We start from the raw sequence: 23,854 nt of genomic DNA, 5'->3' as shown, positions 1-23,854 counted from the left end.
GCATCGCCGGGGGGACCGATGACCGATTCCGAGACCGCCGATTCCGACACTGCGCGACCCGTCGCGCCCAGGGGCACGAAGCTCGGCATCCCCACGATGACCGCGATGGTCGTCGGGTCGATGGTCGGCGCGGGCGTGTTCTCGCTGCCGCGCACGTTCGCCGCCGCGACGGGCGTCGCGGGCGCGCTCACGGCGTGGCTCATCGCGGGCACGGGCACGCTCATGCTCGCGTTCGCGTTCCAGGCGCTCGCGACGCGGAAGCCCGAGCTCGACGCGGGCATCTACGCGTATGCGAAGGCGGGCTTCGGCGAGTACCTCGGGTTCTTCTCGGCGCTCGGGTACTGGGCGAGCGCGTGCTTCGGCAACGTCACGTACTGGGTGCTCATCATGTCGACGATCGGCGCGATCTGGCCCGCGCTCGGCGAGGGCGACACGGTGCTCGCGATCGTGCTGTCGACGGCGGGGTTGTGGGCGTTCTTCTTCCTCGTGAGCCGCGGGGTGCGGGCGGCAGCGGGGGTCAACCGCATCGTGACGATCGCGAAGGTCGTGCCGATCGTCGTGTTCGTCCTCCTCGCCCTCTTCGTGCTCGACCCCGCGGCGTTCGCGTCGAACTGGTCGGGCGTCGGCTACGGCACGCTCTTCGACCAGGTGCGCGCGACGGTGCTCGTCACGGTCTTCGTGTTCCTCGGCGTCGAGGGCGCGAGCGTGTACTCGCGGCATGCGAAGAAACGGTCGGATGTCGGCAAGGCGACCGTGCTCGGATTCCTGAGCGTGTTCGCGGTCTTCGCGTCGGTCACGATCGTCTCGTACGGCGTGCTCCCGGCCGACGAGATCGCGAGGCTCCGCCAGCCGTCGATGGCGGGCGTGCTCGAGGCGGCGGTCGGTCCGTGGGGTGCGTGGTTCGTGAGCATCGGGCTCATCGTGTCGGTGCTGGGCGCCTATCTCGCGTGGACGCTCATGGCGGCCGAGGTCATGTTCGTCGCGGCGCGCGACCACGACATGCCGCGCTTCCTCGCCCGGGTCAACTCGCGCGACGTCCCCGTGACGGCGCTGCTCGCGTCGACGCTCCTCGCGCAGGCGATCCTCATCGTCGCCTACTTCTCGGCGAACGCGTTCGACTTCGCCCTCGAGCTCACGAGTGCGCTCACGCTCATCCCGTTCCTGTTGTCGGCGGCGTATCTGCTGAAGATCGCGATCCGCGGCGACGGGTACGGGGCGGATGCCTCGGTGCAGGGCCATCGGACGCGCGAACTGATCGTGGGCCTCCTCGCAACGGGGTACACGGCCTTCCTCATCTTCGCGGCCGGACTGTCGTACGTGCTGCTCTCGGCGATCATCTACGCGCCCGGGACGGTCCTCTTCGCGATGGCCCGCCGCGAGCAGGGGCGGCGGGTGTTCACGCTCGCCGAGTTCGCGATCTTCCTCGTCGCGCTCGGGCTCGCCGTCGTGGGCATCGTCGGTCTCGTGCAGGGGTGGATCGTCTTGTAAGGTGAGGCTACCCTCACCGAAAGGCAAGCCCGTGGCCTCGAGCAACATCGCCATCTCTCACGCCGACACCGGTCTCGTGACCGCCGAGGTCACCCGCGCCGAGCACATCTCGCCCCACTTCGTGCGGCTGACGATCGCGGGCGACGAGCTCGCCGAATGGCGGCACGTCGGGTTCGACCAGTGGTTCCGGCTCGCCGTCCCGACGAGCGACGAGACCCGCTTCGACAACCTCTCCGACACGTTCAACACGATCGCCTACCTCAAGTACCTCACGCTGCCCAAGGCGACCCGCCCCGTCATCCGCAACTACACGGTGCGCGAGTTCCGCCCCGAGGTGCGCGAGCTCGACATCGACTTCGTCGTGCACGGCGACGAGGGTGTCGCCGGGCCGTGGGCCGGCACGCTCCCGGTCGGCGCGCACGTCGGTCTCATCGACCAGGGCCGAGGTTTCAAGGATGTCGCGGCCGACCGCGTGCTGCTCGTCGGCGACGAGAGCGCACTGCCCGCCGTCGCGGGCATCCTGCGCGACCTGCCGCGCGACGCCGTCGGCGACGCGATCGTCGAGCTCCCCGATGCCGCCGACCGGCAGGAGACCGGCGCCCCCGACGGCGTCGAGGTGCACTGGGTCGTGCGCGAGCGCGAAGCGCCCGTGGGCGTGTCGGCGCTCGATCGGCTGGCCCAGCTCGCGCGCCCCGAGGCATCCGTCGTCGGATTCGCCGCCGGCGAGTCGAAGCTCGCGACCGGCGCGCGCCGCCACCTCGTGAACGAGTGGGGCGTGCCGAAGGCGAACGTCGCATTCTGCGGCTACTGGCGGGCGCGCTAGGCTCCGCGCCTACGCCGCGCGCTGCTCGTCGCCGCGAAGCTCCGAGTCGAGGATCTCGAGGAGGAGCGGCGCCGACGCCGCGGGCGCCGCCGCCGTGACGGCGGACACGACCCATTCGGGCGTCGACGACGCCGGAAGCTGCACGGACGCGAGCCCCGCCGCCTGCGGCTTCGCCGCGACGTGCTGGGGCACGAGTGCGACGCCGAGACCGCGCTGCACGAGGTCGAGGAGGGTGTGGACGTCGTTGACGGTGCAGCGCACGCGGCGGCCGAGGCCGTGCGCCGCGGCGGCTTCGTCGTTCAGCGAGCGCACCGCCCACGACTCCTGGAAGTCGATGAAGTCCTCGTCTCGGAGGTCGGCCCACTCGATGCGCGACGAGGCGGCGAGCGGATGCTCCGGCGGGCACAGGAGCACGAGACGGCGGCGACCGAGCTCGGTGCGGGCGACCGCCCCGAGGTGATCTGTGGTCGCGACGAACGCGACGTCGAGGTCGCCCTCGCGCACCTGGGCGACGAGGTCGTGCGATCCCGTCTGCACGAAGTGGATGTCGACCTGCGGGTAGCGGCGGCGGAAACGTTCGAGGAGCGTCGGCACGTCGACGATGCCGAGGCACTGCTCGGCGCCCACCCGCAGGCGGCCCGAGAGCTCGCGGCTCGCGCGCACGACGGCGTCGCGGCCGGCGGTGGCCTGCGCGAGCATCTGCCGCGCGAAGGGGAGGAGTGCGAGGCCCGCGTCGGTCGGTTCGACCTTGCGGGTCGTGCGGAGGAAGAGCGTCGTGCCGAGCTCGTCTTCGAGGGTGCGGATCGCGGCCGACAGGCCCGACTGCGAGACCCGGCACACGGCGGCGGCGCGCGTGAACTGGCCTTCGTCGGCGAGGGCGACGAGGTATTCCATCTGGCGGAGATCCATTCATCGATTGTGCTTCTCAATCGCATGAATCACAACTGTTGGACTTCTCAGTCTGCCCGCTCTAGCGTGAAACGCATGAAGCACGTCCCCCTCGGAACCACCGACCTCCACGTCCCCAACGTCGTCCTCGGCGTCATGCGCATCGCCGACAAGACCGACGACGAGATCCGCGAGCTCTACCGCACCGCGCGCGACGCGGGCATCGACTTCTTCGACCACGCCGACGTGTACGGCGGCGAGCTCCACCGCTCCGAGCGGCGATTCGCCGAATCGCTGCAGCTCACGTCGTCGCAGCGCGCCGAGATCACGATCCAGTCCAAGGCTGGCATCGTGCCGTCAGGCCCGTACTTCGACTACTCGTACGAGCACCTCGTCGATGCAGTCGAGGGGTCGCTGAAAGCGCTCGACACCGACTACCTCGACATCCTTCTGCTGCACCGCCCCGACGCCCTCGTCGAACCCGACGAGGTCGCCCGTGCGTTCGACGAGCTCGAGGCATCCGGAAAGGTCCGTCACTTCGGCGTCTCGAACCACACGCCCAGGCAGATCGACCTCCTGAAGACGAGCGTGCGCCAGCCGCTCGTCGCCAACCAGCTGCAGCTCTCGATCACCCATGCGCCGATCATCGCGCAGGGGGTCGCCGCGAACATGCAGGGCCTTCCGCAGTCGACCGTCGTCGACGGCGGCGGCATCGTCGAGTACTGCCGCATCAACAAAATCACCATCCAGGCGTGGTCGCCGTTCCAGGCGGGATTCTTCACGGGCGTCTTCCTCGACGACCCCGCGTACGCCGAGCTCAACGCCGTGATCGACCGGCTCGCCGCGAAGTACGACGTGCCTGCGCTCGCGATCGCGACGGCGTGGATCACGCGCCACCCCGCGGGCATCCAGGTCGTGCTCGGCACGACGACGCCGGGGCGCGTCGCCGATGCGGCGCAGGGCTCCGACATCCCGTTCACGCGTGCCGAGTGGTACGAGCTGTACCGCGCGGGCGGCTACCTGGTGCCGTAGGACGCGTCGAAGACCGTCTCGAGCAGGCGGCTTCGCAGGGCGTTCGCGCGCTCGGCGAAGCCGCGCTGCCGGCGCACGTACTCGGCCTTGCCGTCGGCGGACTCGATGCGCACGGGCTCGGGATCGCGCGGGTCGAGCCACGGCTCCATGTCGTAGGGCGAGGCCGCCATGTCGAGATACCGGATGTCCCGGGCGAGGGCGAACGCGTCGAGCAGCAGTTCGCCCGGCACGAGCGGGCCGAGCTTCATCGCCCACTTGTAGACGTCCATGTTCGCGTGGAGGCAGCCCGGCTGCTCGAGGTCGGGCTGCGTCTCGCGCGTCGGCGCGTAGCGGTTGCGCGGGGTCGCCTCGTCGGTGAAGAACCGGTAGGCGTCGATGTGCGTGCACTTGAGGTCGTGGGCGTCGACGACGGCGTCGGTGCCGGCCTGCCCGAGCCGGAGCGGCACCGGATGCCGGTGCTCGGACTGCCGGTACACCATCGCCCACTCGTGCAGCCCGAAGCATCCGAAGCTCGCAGCCCGACCCGCAGTCGCCCGCAGGATGCGCTCGATGCCGGTCAGCAGGGTGGCCTTCTCGCGTTCGATCGCGGCGCGATCGACGACGAGCGAGCCGGGCGCCGCGCCCGGCCGGGCGCTCGGCGCGTACCAGCGCCAGCCCGCGCGTTCGCGGTCGGCTGCGGCGCCTTCGAGCTCGACGCCCGCGCCCGGATGCCAGCGGCGCAGCAGGCTCGGCGAGTATCCGTAGTACGTGAAGAGGAAGTCCTCGATCGGATGCTTCTCACCGCGCGCCGCACGCGCGCGATGCCCTTGCGTGAGCGCGTCGGCACGCTCCGCGTGCGCGGCCTCGCGGGCGCGCCACGCAGTGTCGGTCATCGCCGAGAGTTCTTGCACGGGCACCGATCGAGGATACGTCGTGGCCGAGGCATCCGCCGCCTGATCGGTGCTTCTCAGGCGATCTGCAGCCCTTCGGGGAAGTCGGTCGAGCGCGACAGCTCCTCCCAATCGGCCGTCTCGGCGTCGAACTCCGCGCGCGCGTCGCCGACGAGTCGGAGCGCGTCGCTGCCGAGGAGCAGGTGACGGGGCGGATTCTCTGCATCGACGACCGTGAGGAGTGCCTGCCCGGCGGCCTCGGGGTTTCCGAGCTGGCTCCCGCTGTACTCGAGGCGTCGCTGGCGGATCGGGCCGATGACGGGCTCGTAGTCGGCGATCGTCGACCCGACGCGCGTCATCGACCGACCCGCCCAGTCGGTGCGGAACGACCCGGGCTCGATCGCCGTCACCCGGATGCCGAGCGGCGCGACCTCTTGCGCGAGGGTCGCGGCGATGCCCTCGACCGCGAACTTCGACCCGTGGTACGCCGCGAGTCCGGGGAACGCCCGGAGGCCGCCCATCGACGTGACGAACACGACGTGACCCGAGCGGCGCGCGCGCAGATGCGGCAGCAGAGCCTGGGTCACAGCGATCACGCCGAACACGTTGACGTCGAACTGGCGGCGATACGTCGCAAGATCGGTCTCTTCGAACGTGCCCTCGACGCCGTATCCGGCGTTGTTCACGAGCACGTCGATCGGCCCGACCTCGCGCTCGATGGCGTCGACGACCGGGGCGATCGCGTCGAAGCCGGTGACGTCGAGGAGGCGCGCGTGCGCGCGGCCCGGCGCGAGCGCCTCGAACTCGGCCGCCTGGGCGGGCTGACGCACCGTGCCGACGACCGTGTGGCCGGCGTCGAGCGCGGCGGTCGCGAACGCGCGGCCGAGGCCGCTGCTCACGCCCGTGATGAGGAAGATGCGAGACATGTGATGCTCCTTGTGATGGTGGGTTGGGGCTCAGGATTCGGGCAACAGGCCCGCGAGCGCGACGCGCGCGAGCGCCGCGGCATGTTCGTCGGTGAGCGCGTAATGCCCGGTCAGGCGCCGGAACACGAGCGGACCGAAGAGCAGGTCGATGACGTCATCGACCGCGATCGCCGGGTCGGCGTCGCCGCGGTCGAGTCCGCGCTGCCAGAGCTCGGTGATCGCCGCGCGGCGACCGTCGAGGAAGTACTTGCGGAAGTAGGCGGCCCCCGCCGGGTCGTCGACGCACGCCGCGACGAGCTGCGCGAACACGCCGCCGAGCTCGCTCGCGTAGAACGCGCTCACACGCCGCACCTGCTCGACGAGGTCGCCGCGCGTCGAGCCGGTGTCGGGCAGGGGCAGCGCCTCGGCCATCATCCGGCCGAACGCCTTCGCTGCGACCGCGGTGCGCGACGGCCAGTGCTTGTAGATCGTCGCCTTGCTGACGCCCGACCGCTGCGCGATCGCGTCGACGGTCGCGGCGGGCAGCCCGCCTTCGCGCAGCAGTTCTTGCGTCGCGGCGAGCACGCTCGCGTGGATGCGGTCGCTCCGTGCGCCGCGCGGGCGGTCGAGGATTCCGGATGCCTCCATCAGCGCACCGCCTCGGTCAGCTCGTCGTACTCGGCGTCGGTGAGTTCGACGGCCGCCGCGGCGACGTTGTCGTCGACGTGTGCGAGCTGGGACGTGCCGGGGATCGGCAGCATCGCGGGGGAGCGCCGGAGCAACCAGGCGAGGGCGAGTTGCGACGGCGTCGCGCCCGTGCGGCGAGCGATCTCGGTGAGCGGCCCATCGGCCTGAGCGAGGGCGCCGGTCGCGAGCGGGAACCACGGGATGAACCCGATGCCGTTGCGGGTCGCGTAATCGACGAGCGACTCGGCGGAGCGATTCGCGAGGTTGTACTCGTTCTGCACCGACACGATCGGGGCGATGCGCGAGGCCGCTTCGATGTCGGCGATCGAGACCTCGGACAGCCCGATGTGACGGATCTTGCCCTCGTCGTGCAGCGCCTTCAGCTCGCCGACCTGGTCTTCGAGTGGAATCGAACGGTCGATGCGATGGAGCTGGAACAGATCGATGCGGTCGACGCCGAGCAACTGCAGGCTGCGCTCGGCCTGGTGCCGGAGGCGGGCGGGGTCGCCGTCGACGGTCCAGCGGTTCGGGCCCTCGCGCCGGAATCCCGCCTTGGTCGCGATGACGAGATCGGTCGGGTAGGGGTGCAGGGCCCGCTTGATGAGCGGTTCGGCGACGTCGGGGCCGTACGAGTCGGCCGTGTCGATGAAGTCGACGCCGAGCTCGACGGCCCGACGGAGCACGCGCACGGCTTCGTCTGGGTCGGCGGGCGGGCCCCAGACCCCGCGGCCGGTGAGCTGCATCGTGCCGAAGCCGAGTCGATGCACGGGGAGGTCGCCCCCGAGCGGGAAGGTGCCGCTCGCGTGCGCGGGCCGGGTCGTCGAGGTGTCGCTCATGGTGTGCTTCCGTTCCGGGATTCGTTCTGGGTGCGCTGCCGGTGGCAATCGCGTGCATCAAAGTGAACTGAACGATCAGTTCAGTTTATTCCGCATCGCGCCGAATGCATCCTGAACGGGACGAATGGATGTCACGAGCGGATGTCTCGGGCCGGATGTTTCGGGCCGGATGTCGGGGGCGGATGCCACGATGGGGGCATGCCCAACGTCGGAGCCGTGTTCCAGCCGTCCTTCCCGCCCGAGCGACTGCGGTCGGTCGTCGAAGCCGCCGACGAGGCGGGCCTGTCCGAGCTGTGGCTCTGGGAGGACTGCTTCCGCGAGTCGGCATTCGCGACCGCGGCGGCGGCGCTCGCGTGGAGTGAGCGGTTGCGCGTCGGCATCGGCATTGCACCCATGCCGTTCCGGAACGTCGCCGCGACCGCGATGGAGATCGCGACGATCGCCCGCATCTTCCCGGGCCGGCTGCTGCCGGGCGTCGGCCACGGGGTGCTGCGGTGGATGGACCAGATCGGGGCGCGCGTGCAGTCGCCGCTCACGCTCATGCGCGAGTACGCGCCGGCACTCCGGGCGCTCCTCGCGGGCGAGGAGGTCTCGACGAGCGGGCGCTACGTGTCGCTCGACCGCGTGAAGCTCGACTGGCCGCCCGCCGTCGTACCCGACCTCCTCGCCGCGGGCGAGGGCCCCAAGACGCTCGCCCTCACGGGAGAAGTCGCCGACGGCACGATCCTGACGGGCGGCACGAGCGTCGAGGGCGTCGCCCGGGCGGCGTCGCTCATCGCCGAAGGGCGGGCGGCGGCCGGCCGCGACGGGCGCAGCCCCATCACGGTCTACGTGTTCGCGGCGTTCGGCGGCGCCGCCGCACGTGAGGCGGTGCAGGCCGAGCTCGCCGAGTGGAAGCTGCCGACCGACCAAGGACTCGCCGCTGCGGGCGGCGTCGAGGAGGTCGCCGAACACGTCGCGCGATTCCACGCGGCGGGCGCCGACACGGTCGTGCTGCAGCCCATCGCGACCGAGCCCGACCCCGAGGAGTTCGTGCGAAGGGTCGCCGCGGTGGGGCGAGCGCTCGCCTGAGCGCTACTTCGGCCAGTCGGCCGGCTTCGTCGCTGCGCCGTCGAGCCACAGCACGTCGGTCGCGTCGCTGTGCGCGGTGCCCGTGCCGACGTGTTTCGAGTCGATCTTCTCGCCCTTCGTGATGATGTGCACGAGCGCCATCGCGTGCCCGCGGCCGAGGCCGTAGTCTTCGGCGAGCCACGCGACGATCGGCGTCGCCTTCGTCGTCGCGTCGAACCCGCGTGCTTTCGCGAGGGCGAGGAACTCGCGCGGCGTCACACCCGTCTTGGCCTCGATGTTGTCGAGGTAGGCCTGGAAGCTCATGATGCACAGGCTATTCGTCGGCGCCGACACGGTGCTAGGAGATGCGGGTCATCCACCACTCGGGGTGCGGCAGCAGCTCGAACCCGAACTTCGCGTAGAGCCCGTGCGCATCGGCCGTCGCGAGCACGATCCGTTTGAACCCGAGCGGCTCGAGATCGGCGACGACCGACTCGACGAGCGCCACGCCCACCCCGCGACCGCGCGAGGCCGGGTCGACGTAGACGTCCGCACAGCCACGCGAAGAGGGCGCCGTCGGTCACGACGCGCGCGTACGCGAGCTGCTCGCCCGTCTCCTCGTCGAAGACGCCGTAGTTTCGGGAGCCGTCGATCGCGCGATCCTGCGCGTCGCGCGAGCGCCCGATCGCCCAGTATGCGTCGGTCGAGAGCCACCTGTGCACGCGCTCGCGGTCGATCTCGGCGGGGTCGGACGAACAGCGGAGGCCACGGGTCATCCGCTCATTCTGCCCGGTGCCGCCTCGCGCCCGCCGCCCTCGCCCGCCCGCCCACCCCGCCCGCTCGCGGCGGACCCGCCGCGATCCGAGGGACCACGGAATGTCGGGGTCCGGTGGTCGAGATGTGGTCCGTCGCGGTACGAGGCGCGACGAAGGAGCGCGATGCGCGGCGGTACGGGTAGGGGCGGTACGGGTAGGTGGGTGCGGGTCTGATGCGAGGCCGATGTCGGCGGGCGGTGGAAGACTGACGACGTGCTGCTCGAAGAGCTCGTCGCCACCTCGGCGGCCGTCGCCGCCACGCGGTCGCGGCTCGCGAAGATCGACGCGCTCGCGGCGCTGCTCGGCAGGCTCGCGGCCGAGAGCACGGCCGACAGCGCCGACGAGGTCGCGATCGCGGTCGGCTATCTCGTCGGCAAACCCCGGCAGGGGCGCATCGGCGTCGGATGGCGCGGTTTGCAGTCGGCGACGGCAGAGGCGGCGGATGTCCCGAGCCTCACGATCTCCGAGGTCGACGCCGTGTTCGACGCCCTCGCGGCGCTCGGCGGTGCGGGCTCGGCCGCCGAACGCACGTCGATCCTCGGCGAGCTCACGTCGCGCGCGACGGGGCCCGAGCAGGAGTTCCTCGCCCGGGTCGTCCTCGGCGAGGTCCGCACGGGTGCGCTCGAGGGCGTGCTGCTCGACGCGATCGCCCGCGCTGCTGGCCGCCCGGCCGGCGCCGTGCGGCGTGCGGCGATGCTCTCGGGCGACCTCGGAGCGACCGCCGTCCTCGCGCTCACGGGCGACGCGGCGGCGCTCGACGCCGTCGGGCTCGTCGTCGGCCGGCCCGTGCTGCCGATGCTCGCGGCGACCGCCGCGACCCCTGCCGCCGCGATCGAGGCCGCGGGCGAGGCATCCGTCGAATTCAAGCTCGACGGCGCGCGCATCCAGGTGCACCGCCTGGGCGACGATGTGCGCGTCTTCACCCGCAACCTCGCCGACATCACGGGGCGGCTGCCCGAGGTCGTCGAGGTCGTGCGGGCGCTGCCCGTGGCATCCGTCATCCTCGATGGCGAGACGCTCGCGCTCGACGAGAACGACGCCCCGCGGCCGTTCCAAGACACGATGTCGCGCTTCGGGGCCGATGCCGCCCGCGAGACCGTGCTCGCGCCGTGGTTCTTCGACGTGCTGCACGTCGACGGGCGCGACCTCATCGACGAACCGCTCGCCGTGCGACGCGCCGAGCTCGAGCGCATCGCGCCCGCGCTTCGCATCCCGGGCGAGGTCACCGCCGACCCCGCCGTCGCCGAACGCGTGTCAGCCGACGCGCTCGCCGCGGGCCACGAGGGCGTCGTCGTCAAGGCGATCGACTCGGTCTACGCGGCGGGCCGTCGCGGGTCGAGCTGGATCAAGGTGAAGCCCGTGCACACCTACGACCTCGTCGTACTCGGCGCCGAGTGGGGGTACGGGCGCCGCACGGGGCTGCTGTCGAACCTGCACCTCGGGGCGCGCGACCCCGACGGCGAGTTCGGCGAGCCGGGCGGGTTCGTCATGGTCGGCAAGACCTTCAAGGGGCTCACCGACAAGCTCCTCGCGTGGCAGACCGAGCACTTCCCCGAGATCGAGACGCACCGCACCGCGCAGGCGGTCTTCGTCGAACCCGTCACGGTCGTCGAGATCGCGATCGACGGCGTGCAGCGCTCGAGCAGATACCCGGGCGGAGTCGCTCTGCGCTTCGCGCGCGTCAAGCGCTATCGCGACGACAAGCCGGCGGCCGAAGCCGACACCATCAGGTCGCTGCGCTCGTTGCTGCCCGGCGGTTGACGCGAGCGGCGGCCCGCGTTACGTTCTGCGTGCCTGGCTGCCGACCCTGCAGCGGCAGACTCGATCGTCCGTATCACCCGAGACCCGATTGAGATGGGGATCGTCGTGCGAGGAAGCACTCGGGAACAGGGTGACGCAGCGCGCACTCGTCGCGCGGCGGTGTTCGGCGTCGTCGTCGCGCTCGCCGTGACGCTGGGTCTCGCGCAGCCCGCCGCGGCGGCGGAGTTCACGTCGGCACCTGTGCCGACGATCTCGGGCACGTCGGCGGTCGGCTCGACGCTGACCGTGAACCCCGGCACCTGGTCTCCGACGCCGACGGGCGGCGGATACCGCTGGAACCGGAACGGCACCGCGATCAGCGGGGCGACGGCGTCCACGTACCGGCTCGTCGCGGCGGATGCCGGGACGAGCATCACCGTGACCGTGACGGCGACGCGGTCGGGCTACACGACGACGTCGCGGACGAGCGCGGCACGAGCCATCCCGGCCGCTGCCGCCTCGCCGTTCACGTCGGCGCCGACCCCGACGATCTCGGGAACCTCGGCGGTGGGGTCGACGCTGACCGTCAACCCGGGCACGTGGTCGCCGTCGCCGACCGGCGGCGGGTACCAGTGGAACCGGAACGGCACGGCGATCGGCGGCGCCACGGCGGCGACGTACCGGCTCGTCGCGGCGGATGCCGGGACGAGCATCACGGCGACCGTGACGGCGTCGAGGGCGGGGTACACGACGACGTCGCGCACGAGCGCGGCACGAGTCATCCCCGGCGCGCCGACACCGCCTCCCACGACCCAGCCTCCGACCACCCCGCCGCCGACGACCCAGCCGCCGTCGTCGACCCCGTTCACGTCGGCGCCGACGCCGATCATCTCGGGCACGTCGGCCGTGGGCTCGACGCTGACCGTGAACCCCGGCACCTGGTCGCCGACCCCGACGGGCGGCGGGTACCGCTGGAACCGCAACGGTTCGGCGATCAGCGGTGCGACCAACTCGACGTACCGGCTCGTCGCGGCGGACGCCGGGACGAGCATCACCGTCACCGTGACGGCTTCGCGGGCCGGGTATACGACGACCTCACGGACGAGTGCGGCACGAGTCATCCCGGGCACGACGCAACCGCCGACGACTCCGCCGCCGACGACTCCGCCGACCACCGGCCCGGGCTTCGACGCCCTCGTCCACTTCGACCAGTACACGCGCGCAGCGCTCCAGGGCCAGGACGGCTGGACGGCATCGGCCCTGCCGAGCGTCGTCGCCGACCCGCTCGACGCCAACAACCAGGTGCTCCGCATGGGCGGCGGCGGCAACGAGCAGGCGTACCGGGCGATCCCCGCGATCGCGAACGGCTCGACCGGCACCCTGTTCTTCCGGTTCCTGCGGACGGGGACCGTGGATGCCTCGGTCGGTCTCACCGACGTCGACGCACCGGCCGACTTCGCGCACGCGCGCGCGTACGCGAACACCCAGAACGACGACGCCCTGCGGGTGCGCAACGGCGGCGCGTTCACGTCGGTCGGCACGCTCGCGCGGGATGTCTGGCAGTGTGTGTGGATCGTCGCCGACAACCAGTCCGACCGCCTCGCGATCTACTCGCAGGGCGGCCCGTACGCGACGCGCACCCGCCTGCCGGCGGGCGCCGCACAGCAGTTCGGCTTCCGCCAGGCGGTGAACGGCGCCCTCGACCGCTTCTTCACGAAGAACGGGCCGACGGGCAACGGCGTGCTCTACCTCGACGACCTCGCGGTCGACACCGGCGGCGAGAACCTGACCCTGCCGACCGGCAACCCGGGCGACTGCGCGCCCGGCGGTACGGCGTCGCCCGACGCGCTCATCAACCCCCTGCCCGACCCGATCGCCTCCTCGCTCGGCATCGTCGTGACCGAGCTCGCGCAGCTTCCCCGCTCGAGCACGACCCCGGCGACGCAGGACCAGCGACTCATCCGGTACAACCGCATCACGCATCTCGACGAGGTGCCCGACGGGTCAGGGCGGCTCATGGTGCCCGACAACAACGGCACCCTCTACCTCGTGAACAAGACGACGGGGCAGTACAGCGCCTACCTCGATGTGCGGCAGCGGTTCGTCGACAACTTCCACAACAGCGCGGGCCTCGGCACGGGGCTCGGGTCGGCCGAGTTCCATCCCGGCTTCGCGCAGAACGGGCTCTTCTACACGGTCCACACCGAGGGCGGCACGGCACTCCAGCAGGACGCCCCCGACTTCCCGGCGTTCGGGAACACGGCGTACCACAGCGTCGTGACCGAGTGGAAGGCGACGAACCCGGCCGCGAACGTGTTCGCCGGCACACAGCGCGAGATCATGCGCATCCCGTTCCCCGGCCAGGTTCACACGGTGCAGCAGATCGCGTTCAACCCGACCGTCGGGCCCGGCGACCCCGACTACGGCAAGCTGTACCTCCTCGTCGGCGACGGCGGCAGCGGCGTCGGCAACGGCAACCCGCAGAACCTCGCGATGCCGCACGGCAAGATCTTCCGCATCGACCCGGCGGGCCGGAACAGCGCGAACGGCGAGTACGGCATCCCGCCCGACAACCCGTTCCTCGGCAGGCCGGGCGCCCTGCCCGAGCTCTACGCCGTCGGCATGCGCGACCCGCACCGGATCAGCTGGGACCCGGGCGGCGACCACACGATGTACCTCGGGCACATCGGCGAGTGGCAGGTCGAGTCGGTCTACGCCGTCGAGCCGGGCGACAACTTCGGGTGGTCGGTGCGCGAGGGGCCGTTCCTCGCGAACAACCGGCAGATCTTCCCGCTGCCGCTCGACGACGCGCAGTTCGGATTCACCTACCCCGTCGCCGCGTACGACCACAACCGCGACCCCGGGCAGACGGGCGACGCGGGCGTCGCCCTCAACGGCGGATTCGTGTACCGCGGAGCCATCCAGGCGCTCCGAGGCCGCTACCTGTTCACCGACCTCGTGCGCGGCTGGGTGCTGTCGACGAACGCCTCGCAGATGGTCCGGAACGACGGCGACATCGCCGACCTCGCGCCCATCGAGCGACTGCGGGTCTTCTCGGGCGGCCGCGAGACGACGTTCGCGCAACTCGTCGGCGACACACGAGTCGACCTGCGGTTCGGCTCCGACGCCGACGGCGAGCTGTACCTCGTCGCGAAGGCGAACGGCAAGATCTGGAAGGTCACGGGAGCGACGACCGGATGACTCGCAGCCCCCTTGCGGGCCTCGGTCGCCCGGGTTACCGTGGCCGCGCGATCAGTCTTGAGGGGGGAGACATCATGGCCAATCTCGTCGTGCACTTCGAAATCCCGGCGAGCGATCCCGAACGGCTCGTGCAGTTCTACGGCGACCTGTTCGGCTGGACGTTCACCCGCTGGGGCGAGATGGAGTACTGGCTCATCGACACGGGCGACGGCGCCATCTCGATGGCGGGGCCCGGGCACGGCATCAACGGGGGCATCATGCGCCGCGAAGGGCCCGCGCCCGAGCCGGGTGCGGGGGTCAACGGCGCGAACGTCGTGGTCGGTGTCGGCGAAGGCGAGACGACCGACGGGCTCTACGCCAAAGCGATCGAACTCGGTGCGACGGGCATCCTCCCGCCCGAGGACATGGCGGGCATCGGGCGCGGCGCCTACCTCGCCGACCCCGACGGCAACCCGTTCGGGCTCATGAGCGACGTGCTCTCCGACGGGACGCGCGTGACGATGGAGGGGTGAGGCGAGCTACGGCCGCCAGTACATGCCGATCGACGCGGGCGCCGTCGGCGCGAACCCGAACTGCTCGTAGAGGCGGTGCGCCTCGCCGTCGGCGATGAGCGACACATAGCTGCCCGGCGGGGTGCGCTCGCGGATCGCCGCGACGAGGTCGGCCATGATGCGCTTCCCGAGGCCCCTGCCTTGGTGTTCGGGGTGCACGCAGATGTCGACGATCTGGAAGAAGCATCCGCCGTCGCCCACCACCCGGCCCATGCCGACGATCTCGTCGGCGTGCCGCACGACCGCGCCGTGCCAGGTGTTCGGCAGGCCGACCCGGGCGCCTTCGAGCGACCGGGGGTGCATGCCCGCAGCAGCTCGCAGCGCCATGTAGGTCTCGGGGTCAGGGGTCGCGTGCTCGAGTCGGTACGGGTCGGCAGGCGTGATCGTCGACGCATCCGGGAAGAAGTACGTCCGCGCGAGCGGCGCGATCTCGAGGTCGTCGGCCTCGGCTTCGATCCGTGAGACCCACCTGAGTTCTTCGATCTCGGCGGTCGCGACCGGCTCCTGCCCGTGGAGGTCGGCCTCGAAGCAGTCGGCGACGACGAGGAACCCGGGCTCGTTGGCCGCGTCCGCGGTGAACTCGCCGAGGGGGCGCAGCTCCGCCGCCGGAACGCGCACGCCGAGCTCCTCCTCGAGTTCGCGGCTCAGCGTCTCGGCGCCGTTCTCGCCCGGCTCGGGCTTGCCGCCCGGCTGCATGAACGCCGTCGTTCCCTGCTTGCGCACGAGGAGCAGGCGGTCGCCGTCGACGATCACGGCAGCGGAGACGCGGATGACTCGGGGTGCGGGCTCGGGGGTCACGGTCGCACGCTAGCAGGTTCCGCTCAACCGCCCGTCGTAAGATTCCGTGTGCCCGAGACATCCGAAGCGATCCACCCAGACGACCTCGCGACGACGCTCCGCGTCCTCAAGAGCATGGCCGGCATGGACGAAGAGCACCCCGACTTCATCGCCGTGCGCCACGCGACGGCGAAGATGTTCAAGGCCGTGAAGAACGAGCGGCGCCGGCAGATCCGTGCCGCCGTCGCCGCGGCCGACGAGGCCGTGACGGCGGCGACCGCGACCGGCGCGCCCGATCGGATCGACGACGAGACCCGAGGCATCCAGATCTCGGGCACGACGACCGCGCCGACCGCGGGCACCCTCATCAAGGCGCGCGCCTGCTACATCTGCAAGCAGCGCTACACCGTCGTCGACGCGTTCTACCACCAGCTCTGCCCGACGTGCGCGGCGATGAGCCACGCCAAGCGCAACGCGCGCACCGACCTCACGGGCAAGCGCGCCCTCCTCACGGGCGGGCGCGCGAAGATCGGCATGCACATCGCCCTGCGGCTCCTGCGCGACGGCGCGCACACGACGATCACGACGCGGTTCCCGCGCGACGCGGTGCGCCGGTTCTCGAGCCTTCCCGATGCGTCCGAGTGGCTGCACCGGCTCAAGGTCGTCGGCATCGACCTGCGCGACCCTGCCCAGGTCATCGGCTTGGCCGAAGACGTCGCGGCGGCCGGCACCCTCGACATCCTCATCAACAACGCGACGCAGACCGTGCGCCGCTCGCCGGGCGCGTACCAGCCGCTCGTCGACGCCGAGCTCGCGCCGCTCCCCGACGGGCCGCTGCCCGAACTCGTGACGTTCGGCCACACGAACGACCGCCACCCGCAGGCCCTCGAACGGTCGGTGTCGGCGCATCCGATCCTCGCCGCTGCCGCGGCGCGCGCCGAGGAACTGACCGAACAGGCGAACCTCTTGACGGAGCACGCCATGACGGCGGGCTCGAGCTCGCTCGAACGCCTCGCCGCAGGCACCGCGATCGACGCGGGCGGGCTCATCCCCGACCTCGACCACACGAACTCGTGGGTGCAGGCCGTCGGCGAGGTCGACCCGCTCGAGATGCTCGAGGTGCAGCTCGCGAACACGACCGCGCCGTTCATCCTCGTCTCCCGGCTTCGCCCGTCGCTCGCGGCGAGCGAGGCCCGCCGCACCTACGTCGTCAACGTGAGCGCCATGGAAGGCGTCTTCAACCGCGGCTACAAGGGCCCCGGACATCCGCACACCAACATGGCGAAGGCCGCCGTCAACATGCTCACGCGCACGAGCGCGCGAGAGATGTTCGAGACCGACGGCATCCTCATGACGAGCGTCGACACGGGGTGGATCACCGACGAGCGCCCGCACCCCACGAAGGTGCGGCTCGCCGAGGAGGGCTTCCACGCCCCGCTCGACCTCGTCGACGGCGCCGCGCGCGTCTACGACCCCATCGTGCGCGGCGAAGCGGGCGAAGACCTCTTCGGCGTGTTCCTCAAGGACTACTCGCCGGGGCAGTGGTGAGCGGGCTCGTCAACCTTCCTGAACCCGGCCGCCGCGTCGTCGTGCGATACCTGCTCCCGACGGGGCAGGCGACCGACGCGCTCGGCGAGCTGCTGAGTGCGGATGACACGACCGTCGTCGTCGACGGCAAGCGCGGCGTCGAACGCATCGCCGTCGCCGACATCGTCGCGGCGAAAGAGGTGCCGCCGCCGCCCGCGCCGCGGCGCGCCCGATCTTCGTCCGAGTAGACGGGCACTCCGCGCGACCGTCGCCGTCACGGCATGATGTGATACGTGGATCGATCCGACGAACTCTCCCTAGTGGGGATCGGCCGCGTGTCTCGGGTGATCGGGGTCGTCGTCGCTGCGATCTGGGTGGCGGCGTTCACGCTGGGAGGAGTGACGACGGGAAAGCCCTGGCTCGAGATCGTGCTCGTGAACTTGCCCGCGCTGGCGTTGTTCGTGCGCGCGCTCATGATCGGAGTCCGCATCGACGACGACGGTTTGCTCATCACCTCATGGTTCCGCACCTACCGGTTTCCGCGAGCCCGGATCGACGAAGTCCCGAATTGGCGCTATTCGGGGTACATCAACAGATGGTCGGTCCGCGATGTGATGGCGCGCCATGTGCGGATGCTCGTGTTGAACGTCGACGACAAAGACTGGGAGTTCCCCGCAACGGCAATGAGCCGACGGGTCGCCGACCGCGTCGTTCCTCAGCTTGCTCATCGCCTCGACGCGGTGTCTGCCGATGCGCCGCCAGTCTCCACGAGCGACCAGTCGTGAACACGACCCTTCTGAAACGACTGAAGCTCTGGCGTCTCGTGGTCGGGGCGCCATGCTTCGAGGTTGTTGCGGCCAGGATTACGTAATACGATATGCAGATGAGCGAGCGCGAGACGATCAACGGTTCCCCGGTCACCGAAGAACAGATCGCCGCGTGGGCGGCGGAGGCCGAAGCCGGCTACGACGTCGCCGCATTGAAGAAGCGGGGGCGTGGCCGCCCCGGTCGCGGTGCCGACCCGTCGCAGGTGGTCGCGTTGCGACTCACGACTGAAGAGCTGGCGACGCTGGATGCGCTGGCGCATCGGGAGCACAAGAGCCGCTCGGAGCTGATCCGTGACGCGCTGGCTGCGTACGCCGCGTGAAGGTTCATTCGTCGGCACGGAAGCATGGCATCTCCGACGAGGAGGCGATCCAGGCTGCGTCGTGGCCGCTCTGGATCGAAGACCTCGACGACGATTCTCCGGCGCGTCAGTTGCGGCTCGGATTCGACACGCAAGGGCGACTCTTGGAGACGGTCGTGCTCACCTTCGACAGCGGGAACGAACTCGTCATCCACGCCATGAAGGCGCGGCCCCAGATGCTCGACCTGCTGCCGTAAGCCGCGCTCGATCAGTCGGTGATCGCCCGCGCCGCGACCGGCTGTGCCTCGATGTCGACCTGCACGCGCTCGCCGAAGGCGAGACGCTCGCTCGCGGCGTGCTGCATCCGCAGGAGTTCGCCCGAATCGGTGCGGAGGAGCGTGCGGCGGATCGAGCCGAGGAAGGTCGACTCCTGCACGATCGCGGCGATCGGCCCGCCGAGGTGCACGTGCTCGGGGCGCACGTAGACCTCGACGGGTCCGTCGAGTACGCGCCCGTCGGCGACGGGGAGAGCAGCGGCAGGTCGACGCCGAGCACGTTCGCCTCGCCGTCGGCGGCGACGCCGCGAAGCGCGCTCGAGAGGCCGACGAACGCCGCGACGTACGGCGTCGCGGGCTGCCGGTAGAGGGCCTCGGGCGTGCCGAACTGCTCGATGCGGCCCGCGTTCATGACGGCGATGCGGTCGCTCACCGCGAGCGCCTCCTCCTGGTCGTGCGTCACGAACACGGTCGTGATGCCGAGTCGCAACTGGATGCGCCGGATCTCGTCGCGGAGCGACACGCGCACCTTCGCATCGAGCGCCGACAGCGGCTCGTCGAGAAGCAGCACGCGCGGCTCGGTCACGAGGGCGCGCGCGAGCGCGACGCGCTGCTGCTGCCCGCCCGAGAGCTGGTGGGGGTAGCGTTCGGCGAAGCCGTCGAGCCCCACGAGGGCGAGCGCGTCGCGCACGCGGTCGGATGCCTCGGCCTTCGCCACTTTCCGCATGCGCAGCCCGAACGCCGTGTTGCCGGCGACGTCGAGGTGCGGGAACAGCGAGTACGACTGGAACACCATGCCGAGGTCGCGCTTGTTCGTCGGCACGTCCGAGACATCCGTGCCGCCGATGCGCACGAAGCCGTCGTTCGCCTGCTCGAGGCCGGCCAGCACGCGCAGCGCCGTCGTCTTGCCGCAGCCCGACGGGCCGAGGAGCGAGACGAACTCGCCCGGCTCGATCGAGAGGTCGAGGCCGTGGAGCACCCGGTTCTGGCCGTAGTCCTTGACGACGCCTTCGAAGGCGACGGCCGAACCCTCGCCGCGCGCGGCGAGGATCGAGTTGTCGGCGGTTTCGATCGAGATCGACATGGGGTCACCGCTGCTTTCTCGGCGCGCTGCCCGCGCGGCCGATGATGAGAAGGAGGAGGAACGAGAACGCGAGCGCCGCGAGCGAGAGGATGACCGACACGTACGCATCCTGCTTGCTCACGAGGTAGAGGCCCGTCTGCAGGTTCTGACGGTTCAGGAGCGAGGCGATCGTGAACTCGCCGAAGACGACCGCGACCGAGATGAGGGATGCCGCGAGCAGCCCCGGCCGCAGGTTCGGCGCGAGCACCCGCACGAGGATCGACGGCCAGCTCGCACCGAGCGTGCGCGCCGCCTCGGAGAGGGTGCGGAGGTCGGTCGCGTCGATCGAGGCTTGGATGGCGCGGTACGCGAACGGCAGTACGAGGATGCCGTAGACGAACGCAAGGGTCCAGACGCCCGTGCCGACCGCACGCCCGATCTGCTGGTAGATGGGCGCGAGGCCGACGACGAGCACGATCGCGGGGATCGATATCGGCAGGAGCACGACGAACTCGAACACTCGGCGGAGCTTCGGGAAGCGCAGGTGCACGAGGATCATCGTCGGCGCGAGGAGGACGAGCACGATCGCGACCGTCACGATCGCGAGGATGAACGAGTTGCCGAGGCCCGTCCAGATCGGGCGGTACTTCGCCGCGTTCGCGGGGTCGAAGAGCCCGACCCAGTGGGCGAACGAGTAGCCGCCGTCGACGTCGCGGAACGTGAACGCGAGGCTCGCCCCGATCGGCACGACGAAGAAGAGGCCGACGAGGATGCCGATCGCCCAGCGGGCGCCCGTGCCGGGGGCGAGCGAGCCGGCAGCTCGAGACACGGTGGCTCGAGACATCCGGATCGCGCTCATCGCTGCCACCTCGCCGCCCGCTGCTGGATGATCGAGTACCCCCACATGACGAGCGCGACGACGACGATCATGCCGAGCGCGAGCGCGCCGGCGAGGTTCTCGCGGCCGAGCACCGTCTCGCTCGAGAGCGCCCCGCGGATCTGTAGCGGCACGATCTGCGCGCCCTGGCTCGCGAGCGCCGCGGCCGTCGCATACGACGAGAACGCGTTCGCGAACAGCAGCAGGAAGCTCGCGAGGAACGACGGCGTCAGCACCGGCACGCCGACGTAGCGCCAGAACCCGCCGCGCGTGCCGCCGAGGGTGAGGTTCGCCTCGGCCCACTGCGGCTTCAGCGCCGAGAGGGCGGGCATGAACGTGATGACCATGAGCGGCACCTGGAAGTAGACGTAGGGGAGGATGAGGCCCGGCACCTCGTAGATCCACGGGCCGTCGGCATAGAGCTCGATACCGAACGCGTCCTGTACCCACAGGGTCAGGATGCCCTGCACGCCGATCGTCGCGATGAACATGAACGCGAGGATGACGCCGCCGAGCTGCGCGAAGACCCCCGCCGTCGCGTCGACGATGCGCCGCGTCGGCCCCGACTCGGCGAGGCCGAGCATCGCCCAGCACACGAGCGCGCCGACGATCGCGCCGACCGCGGCCGTCAGGAGCGACAGCCACGTCGAGTTCCAGAACGTCCGCAGGATGACGGGGTCGCCGAGGGCCGCGACGTTGTCGAGCGTGAACGCACCCGACTTGTCGAAGAACCCGCTGCCGACGGCGAACACGGTCGGCAGGGCGAGGAAGACGAGCACGTAGACGGCGAACGGCACGAGGCCGAGCGCCGCGGGCACGCGGGCGGTGCGAGGACCGCCCGCGGACCCGGAGGCGCGACCGCCGCCGCGGGACGCCGGGGCCGAAGCCTCCGGCGCCGCCGCGACGGCGGGCGTTGCGACAGGGGCGGTCACCTTACTCGACCGCCGCAGCCCATTCCTTGCCGAGCAGGTCGCCCGCGGCCGTCGACTGCGCCTCGGTCGGCACGACGGTGTCGTCGGGCGAGGCCGGGAGCGCCGCGAACAGCTTCGCGTCGATCGTGCCGGCGGCTTCCATCGCGTCGGCGCGCACGGGGCGGGCGCCGCCCTTCAGCCACAGATTCTGCACCTCGTCGCTGTAGAGGAACTCCTGCCAGAGCCGCGCGGCGGCCGGGTGCGGCGCGTCGGCGTTGATGGCCTGGTTGTAGTAGCCCGCGTAGCCCGTGCCCGGAAGGATGACCGTCTTCCAGTTCTTGTTGTCGGCGACGTGGGCGGCGTTCAGGTAATCCCAGTCGAAGACGACGGGGGTCTCGCCCGACGCGACCGTCGCGGTCGTGACATCCACCTTCAGCAGGTTGCCCGCCTTCTGGAGCTCGCCGAAGAAGTCGATGCCGGGCTGGAAGTCGTCGAGGTCGCCGCCCGACTGCACCGTCGCGAGGCCGACGGCGGCGAACGCCGCGCCCGCCTGCGTCGGGTCGCCGTTGATCGCGACCGAGCCCTTGTAGTCGGCGCCGAGGAGGTCGTCGAGGGTCTTCGGCGCGTCGAACTTCGACGAGTCGTAGCCGATCGACATGTACCCGCCGTAGTCGCCGACGAAGAGGCCGCTCGGCTCCTTGAGGGCGTCGGGGATGTCGTCCCACGTCGCGACCTGGTACGGCGCGAACACGTCGGTGTTCTGCAGCGCGACCGTGAGGCCGATGTCGAACACGTCGGGCGCCGTATCGAGGCCCTCGTTCGTCTTCGCGGCGGCGATCTCGTCGGCGCTCGACACGTCGGGCGACTGCTCCTCGATCGTGATCTCGGGGTACTTCGACGCGAACAGGTCGAGGATCTCGCCGTAGTTCGCCCAGTCGCGCGGGAGCGCGATGACGTTGAGCTTGCCCTCGGCCTTGGCGGCCGCCTCGAGGGCCGCGAGGTCGCCGAAGTCGGCGAGGCTGGTGGCCGAGGCGGCGTCGGTGTCCGACGCGGCTTCGCCCGACGTCGCACAGCCCGAGAGTCCGAGCGCTGCGGCCGCGACGAGTCCCGTCGCGGCGAGGATGAGTTTGCGGTTCGACACGAGTCCTCCGTGGTCCGCACGGCCGACCGCAGACAGGGGAGCGGACGTGGGAACCGGCGAACGCTCGGCACGCTAAAGAGCCTCGGCGACCGCCAGGGGGTCGGACGGTGGACGCACGGTGAATCGCAAGCGACGCACGCGGAGCCCGCGGAGGTCAGGCTCCGGATGCCTCGCGGCGGGCCAGGAACCGGTGGATCGCCTCGACCGTCGTGTCGTGGTCGACGACGTCGGGCTCGCCCGACATCGTGATCGTGCCGACGACGGCGTCGTCGACGATGATCGGCACCGCGCCGCCGTGCGCCTTGAACACGTCGTGGTCGATGTCGGGGCGCTCGCCGAACGGCGTGCCGGCGTCTTCGTGGCGGCGGCGCACGAGGAGCGAGGGCTCCTTGAACCGCGCGGCGGTCGCGGCCTTGCCCGCGAGCCACGGGTCGTTGCCGGGACCCGTCGAGCCGAGTTTCGCGAGGAACACCTCGTCGTCGCCCCGCAGGATGCGGACGGCGAGGTTCGCGCCGCGCTCGCGGATCACGTCGACCGCGACGAGGCCGAGTTCGACGGCGTCGTCGTTCGTGAAGTCGTCGAGCACGAAGCTCGGCTCGGAGAGGAGGTCGTTCAGCGTGAAGACGGGGAGGTCGCTCATGGGTCGAGCCTAACTCTCGGCGTACACTGCGGAAATGGAGCCATCGACGAGCACCACGCTGGTCGTCGTCGGCGAGGAAGCGCCGACCGCGATCCGTTCGCTGCACCGCTACGCAAACGTGCGCGCCGCGAGCTTCCATGATCCCGCGGGCGCGCAAGAACCGGCGGATGCCTCGCGCCGCCCCCTGCCGTCGGACGCCGACGTCGCCCGCTGGTCGGCCGGCGCGACGACGCCCTACCTCGTGCACGACCACGACCCGCTCGCGCACGTCGCGAGCGCGTGGGTCGAGTTCTTCGATGAGCAGGCGACGCTCGAAGTACTCGAACTCGAGATCGCGCGCGCCGTCGAGGCGGCCGGCCGGCGACTCATCGCGGTGCCCGACTACTACGTCGTCATCCACCCCGAGGCGCTGCCGCCGACGTGGCGGCACTGGTGGCTCGGCGTCGTCGCAGGCGCGTCTCCGTCGCGCGTCATCCCGTGGGACGACGCCGACGACGGGTCGCTCGCGCGGCTGCTCAGGCGCCTGCCGACGGGGCGCGCGTGGCCCGAGGTCGAGGAGTGGCTGCCGGGCGTGCCCATGCAGGTGCCCGACCGTGCTGGGCTCGGCGGGGCGGCGTGAGGGCGGAGCGGCG

The 23,854-nt window shown here is 71.0% G+C and carries 26 protein-coding genes and 1 pseudogene; 13 read left to right on the top strand and 14 right to left on the bottom strand.

Annotated features, from left to right (window positions below):
• Nucleotides 1-18: 18 nt before the first annotated feature.
• On the top strand, nt 19-1,488 hold the full coding sequence (locus ET445_RS00260; protein WP_129187786.1) for a basic amino acid/polyamine antiporter: 1,470 nt from the start codon (nt 19-21) through the stop codon (nt 1,486-1,488).
• Between the two features lie 31 nt (nt 1,489-1,519).
• Nucleotides 1,520-2,311 carry a siderophore-interacting protein gene (locus ET445_RS00255; protein WP_129187784.1) on the top strand — a complete coding sequence of 264 codons (792 nt, stop codon included), beginning with the start codon at nt 1,520-1,522 and terminating at the stop codon, nt 2,309-2,311.
• Nucleotides 2,312-2,320: 9 nt separating this feature from the next.
• Here the strand turns inward: ET445_RS00255 and ET445_RS00250 are convergent, their stop codons facing one another.
• The gene (locus ET445_RS00250; RefSeq protein WP_129187782.1) at nt 2,321-3,220 is read right to left on the bottom strand and encodes a LysR family transcriptional regulator; all 900 of its coding nucleotides are present in this window, start codon (nt 3,218-3,220) and stop codon (nt 2,321-2,323) included.
• A gap of 75 nt (nt 3,221-3,295) precedes the next feature.
• Here ET445_RS00250 and ET445_RS00245 point away from each other — a divergent pair, with 75 nt between their 5' ends.
• Nucleotides 3,296-4,231 carry an aldo/keto reductase gene (locus ET445_RS00245; RefSeq protein WP_129187780.1) on the top strand — a complete coding sequence of 312 codons (936 nt, stop codon included), beginning with the start codon at nt 3,296-3,298 and terminating at the stop codon, nt 4,229-4,231.
• On the opposite strand, the gene ET445_RS00240 is transcribed toward ET445_RS00245, so the two are convergent.
• The 4 genes from ET445_RS00240 to ET445_RS00225 all read right to left on the bottom strand — a co-directional run bounded on the left by ET445_RS00240 (nt 4,216) and on the right by ET445_RS00225 (nt 7,528).
• Nucleotides 4,216-5,103 carry a 3-methyladenine DNA glycosylase gene (locus ET445_RS00240; protein WP_208008595.1) on the bottom strand — a complete coding sequence of 296 codons (888 nt, stop codon included), beginning with the start codon at nt 5,101-5,103 and terminating at the stop codon, nt 4,216-4,218. The two genes, ET445_RS00245 and ET445_RS00240, sit on opposite strands and share 16 nt — an antisense overlap.
• A gap of 74 nt (nt 5,104-5,177) precedes the next feature.
• Nucleotides 5,178-6,026 (bottom strand): oxidoreductase, encoded by an 849-nt coding sequence (locus tag ET445_RS00235; protein ID WP_129187778.1) that lies wholly within the window; start codon nt 6,024-6,026, stop codon nt 5,178-5,180.
• Nucleotides 6,027-6,056: 30 nt separating this feature from the next.
• A complete protein-coding gene (locus ET445_RS00230) occupies nt 6,057-6,653 on the bottom strand; it encodes a TetR/AcrR family transcriptional regulator (RefSeq protein WP_129187776.1) in 597 nt (198 codons plus the stop codon).
• Complete coding sequence (locus ET445_RS00225) at nt 6,653-7,528, bottom strand: aldo/keto reductase (protein WP_129187774.1); 876 nt, start codon at nt 7,526-7,528, stop codon at nt 6,653-6,655. The genes ET445_RS00230 and ET445_RS00225 overlap by 1 nt, the downstream gene beginning before the upstream one ends.
• 198 nt (nt 7,529-7,726) lie before the next feature.
• On the opposite strand from ET445_RS00225, the gene ET445_RS00220 reads away from it, so the two are divergent.
• Nucleotides 7,727-8,599: an LLM class flavin-dependent oxidoreductase gene (locus tag ET445_RS00220; RefSeq protein ID WP_129187772.1), complete on the top strand. Its 873-nt coding sequence runs from the start codon at nt 7,727-7,729 to the stop codon at nt 8,597-8,599.
• A 3-nt stretch (nt 8,600-8,602) separates the two neighbouring features.
• On the opposite strand, the gene ET445_RS00215 is transcribed toward ET445_RS00220, so the two are convergent.
• Both ET445_RS00215 and ET445_RS18370 read right to left on the bottom strand, forming a co-directional pair.
• Entirely contained in the window at nt 8,603-8,902 is a 300-nt protein-coding gene (locus ET445_RS00215) for a DUF4287 domain-containing protein (protein WP_129187770.1), read from the bottom strand.
• Between the two features lie 34 nt (nt 8,903-8,936).
• Nucleotides 8,937-9,086 (bottom strand): GNAT family N-acetyltransferase, encoded by a 150-nt coding sequence (locus ET445_RS18370; protein ID WP_341769721.1) that lies wholly within the window; start codon nt 9,084-9,086, stop codon nt 8,937-8,939.
• Between the two features lie 520 nt (nt 9,087-9,606).
• Between ET445_RS18370 and ET445_RS00205 the strand changes: the two genes are divergently transcribed.
• The 3 genes from ET445_RS00205 to ET445_RS00195 all read left to right on the top strand — a co-directional run bounded on the left by ET445_RS00205 (nt 9,607) and on the right by ET445_RS00195 (nt 14,846).
• Nucleotides 9,607-11,154: an ATP-dependent DNA ligase gene (locus tag ET445_RS00205; protein ID WP_129187768.1), complete on the top strand. Its 1,548-nt coding sequence runs from the start codon at nt 9,607-9,609 to the stop codon at nt 11,152-11,154.
• A 105-nt stretch (nt 11,155-11,259) separates the two neighbouring features.
• Nucleotides 11,260-14,334 carry a PQQ-dependent sugar dehydrogenase gene (locus tag ET445_RS00200; protein WP_243695264.1) on the top strand — a complete coding sequence of 1,025 codons (3,075 nt, stop codon included), beginning with the start codon at nt 11,260-11,262 and terminating at the stop codon, nt 14,332-14,334.
• 74 nt (nt 14,335-14,408) lie between these two features.
• Nucleotides 14,409-14,846, top strand: a complete 438-nt coding sequence (locus ET445_RS00195) for a VOC family protein (protein WP_129187764.1) — start codon at nt 14,409-14,411, stop codon at nt 14,844-14,846.
• A 6-nt stretch (nt 14,847-14,852) separates the two neighbouring features.
• Here the strand turns inward: ET445_RS00195 and ET445_RS18365 are convergent, their stop codons facing one another.
• A complete protein-coding gene (locus ET445_RS18365; RefSeq protein ID WP_208008479.1) occupies nt 14,853-15,683 on the bottom strand; it encodes a GNAT family N-acetyltransferase in 831 nt (276 codons plus the stop codon).
• Nucleotides 15,684-15,731: 48 nt separating this feature from the next.
• Between ET445_RS18365 and ET445_RS00180 the strand changes: the two genes are divergently transcribed.
• The 5 genes from ET445_RS00180 to ET445_RS00160 all read left to right on the top strand — a co-directional run bounded on the left by ET445_RS00180 (nt 15,732) and on the right by ET445_RS00160 (nt 18,572).
• Nucleotides 15,732-17,210 (top strand): SDR family NAD(P)-dependent oxidoreductase, encoded by a 1,479-nt coding sequence (locus ET445_RS00180; RefSeq protein WP_129187762.1) that lies wholly within the window; start codon nt 15,732-15,734, stop codon nt 17,208-17,210.
• Complete coding sequence (locus tag ET445_RS00175) at nt 17,207-17,437, top strand: putative acetyltransferase (protein WP_208008477.1); 231 nt, start codon at nt 17,207-17,209, stop codon at nt 17,435-17,437. The genes ET445_RS00180 and ET445_RS00175 overlap by 4 nt, the downstream gene beginning before the upstream one ends.
• 45 nt (nt 17,438-17,482) lie before the next feature.
• Nucleotides 17,483-17,974: a hypothetical protein gene (locus ET445_RS00170; RefSeq protein WP_129187758.1), complete on the top strand. Its 492-nt coding sequence runs from the start codon at nt 17,483-17,485 to the stop codon at nt 17,972-17,974.
• Nucleotides 17,975-18,072: 98 nt separating this feature from the next.
• Nucleotides 18,073-18,336 (top strand): ribbon-helix-helix domain-containing protein, encoded by a 264-nt coding sequence (locus ET445_RS00165; protein ID WP_129187756.1) that lies wholly within the window; start codon nt 18,073-18,075, stop codon nt 18,334-18,336.
• Nucleotides 18,333-18,572: a BrnT family toxin gene (locus ET445_RS00160; RefSeq protein WP_129187754.1), complete on the top strand. Its 240-nt coding sequence runs from the start codon at nt 18,333-18,335 to the stop codon at nt 18,570-18,572. Before ET445_RS00165 ends, ET445_RS00160 begins: the two co-directional genes overlap by 4 nt.
• Before the next feature lie 11 nt (nt 18,573-18,583).
• On the opposite strand, the gene ET445_RS18540 is transcribed toward ET445_RS00160, so the two are convergent.
• The 6 genes and pseudogenes from ET445_RS18540 to ET445_RS00135 form a co-directional block, all read right to left on the bottom strand.
• The gene (locus tag ET445_RS18540) at nt 18,584-18,751 is read right to left on the bottom strand and encodes a TOBE domain-containing protein (protein ID WP_424922891.1); all 168 of its coding nucleotides are present in this window, start codon (nt 18,749-18,751) and stop codon (nt 18,584-18,586) included.
• Between the two features lie 446 nt (nt 18,752-19,197).
• A pseudogene (locus ET445_RS18535) lies at nt 19,198-19,674 on the bottom strand (ABC transporter ATP-binding protein); the annotation flags it as partial.
• Between the two features lie 4 nt (nt 19,675-19,678).
• Nucleotides 19,679-20,512, bottom strand: a complete 834-nt coding sequence (locus ET445_RS00150; protein ID WP_243695263.1) for an ABC transporter permease — start codon at nt 20,510-20,512, stop codon at nt 19,679-19,681.
• Complete coding sequence (locus tag ET445_RS00145) at nt 20,509-21,462, bottom strand: ABC transporter permease (protein WP_129187752.1); 954 nt, start codon at nt 21,460-21,462, stop codon at nt 20,509-20,511. The genes ET445_RS00150 and ET445_RS00145 overlap by 4 nt, the downstream gene beginning before the upstream one ends.
• Before the next feature lies 1 nt (nt 21,463).
• Nucleotides 21,464-22,582 carry an ABC transporter substrate-binding protein gene (locus ET445_RS00140; RefSeq protein ID WP_129187750.1) on the bottom strand — a complete coding sequence of 373 codons (1,119 nt, stop codon included), beginning with the start codon at nt 22,580-22,582 and terminating at the stop codon, nt 21,464-21,466.
• Between the two features lie 154 nt (nt 22,583-22,736).
• A complete protein-coding gene (locus tag ET445_RS00135) occupies nt 22,737-23,222 on the bottom strand; it encodes a heme-degrading domain-containing protein (RefSeq protein ID WP_129187748.1) in 486 nt (161 codons plus the stop codon).
• Nucleotides 23,223-23,256: 34 nt separating this feature from the next.
• On the opposite strand from ET445_RS00135, the gene ET445_RS00130 reads away from it, so the two are divergent.
• Entirely contained in the window at nt 23,257-23,841 is a 585-nt protein-coding gene (locus ET445_RS00130) for a hypothetical protein (protein WP_129187746.1), read from the top strand.
• The last annotated feature ends 13 nt before the right edge of the window (nt 23,842-23,854 follow it).

Origin of the sequence: Agromyces protaetiae (assembly GCF_004135405.1) — a bacterium.
GTDB lineage: Bacteria > Actinomycetota > Actinomycetes > Actinomycetales > Microbacteriaceae > Agromyces > Agromyces protaetiae.
This window is presented reverse-complemented; position numbering and strand designations above follow the sequence as displayed.

Excerpts from the sequence above, each read along its gene's own strand:
- ET445_RS00195 (WP_129187764.1), top strand. The coding sequence starts at position 14,409 with ATGGCCAATCTCGTCGTGCACTTCGAAATCCCGGCGAGCGATCCCGAA.
- ET445_RS00225 (WP_129187774.1), bottom strand. The coding sequence starts at position 7,528 with ATGAGCGACACCTCGACGACCCGGCCCGCGCACGCGAGCGGCACCTTC.
- ET445_RS00130 (WP_129187746.1), top strand. The coding sequence starts at position 23,257 with ATGGAGCCATCGACGAGCACCACGCTGGTCGTCGTCGGCGAGGAAGCG.
- ET445_RS00250 (WP_129187782.1), bottom strand. The coding sequence starts at position 3,220 with ATGGATCTCCGCCAGATGGAATACCTCGTCGCCCTCGCCGACGAAGGC.
- ET445_RS00150 (WP_243695263.1), bottom strand. The coding sequence starts at position 20,512 with ATGAGCGCGATCCGGATGTCTCGAGCCACCGTGTCTCGAGCTGCCGGC.
- ET445_RS00215 (WP_129187770.1), bottom strand. The coding sequence starts at position 8,902 with ATGAGCTTCCAGGCCTACCTCGACAACATCGAGGCCAAGACGGGTGTG.
- ET445_RS00220 (WP_129187772.1), top strand. The coding sequence starts at position 7,727 with ATGCCCAACGTCGGAGCCGTGTTCCAGCCGTCCTTCCCGCCCGAGCGA.
- ET445_RS00235 (WP_129187778.1), bottom strand. The coding sequence starts at position 6,026 with ATGTCTCGCATCTTCCTCATCACGGGCGTGAGCAGCGGCCTCGGCCGC.
- ET445_RS00230 (WP_129187776.1), bottom strand. The coding sequence starts at position 6,653 with ATGGAGGCATCCGGAATCCTCGACCGCCCGCGCGGCGCACGGAGCGAC.
- ET445_RS00165 (WP_129187756.1), top strand. The coding sequence starts at position 18,073 with ATGAGCGAGCGCGAGACGATCAACGGTTCCCCGGTCACCGAAGAACAG.
- ET445_RS00240 (WP_208008595.1), bottom strand. The coding sequence starts at position 5,103 with ATGACCGACACTGCGTGGCGCGCCCGCGAGGCCGCGCACGCGGAGCGT.
- ET445_RS00135 (WP_129187748.1), bottom strand. The coding sequence starts at position 23,222 with ATGAGCGACCTCCCCGTCTTCACGCTGAACGACCTCCTCTCCGAGCCG.
- ET445_RS00245 (WP_129187780.1), top strand. The coding sequence starts at position 3,296 with ATGAAGCACGTCCCCCTCGGAACCACCGACCTCCACGTCCCCAACGTC.
- ET445_RS00260 (WP_129187786.1), top strand. The coding sequence starts at position 19 with ATGACCGATTCCGAGACCGCCGATTCCGACACTGCGCGACCCGTCGCG.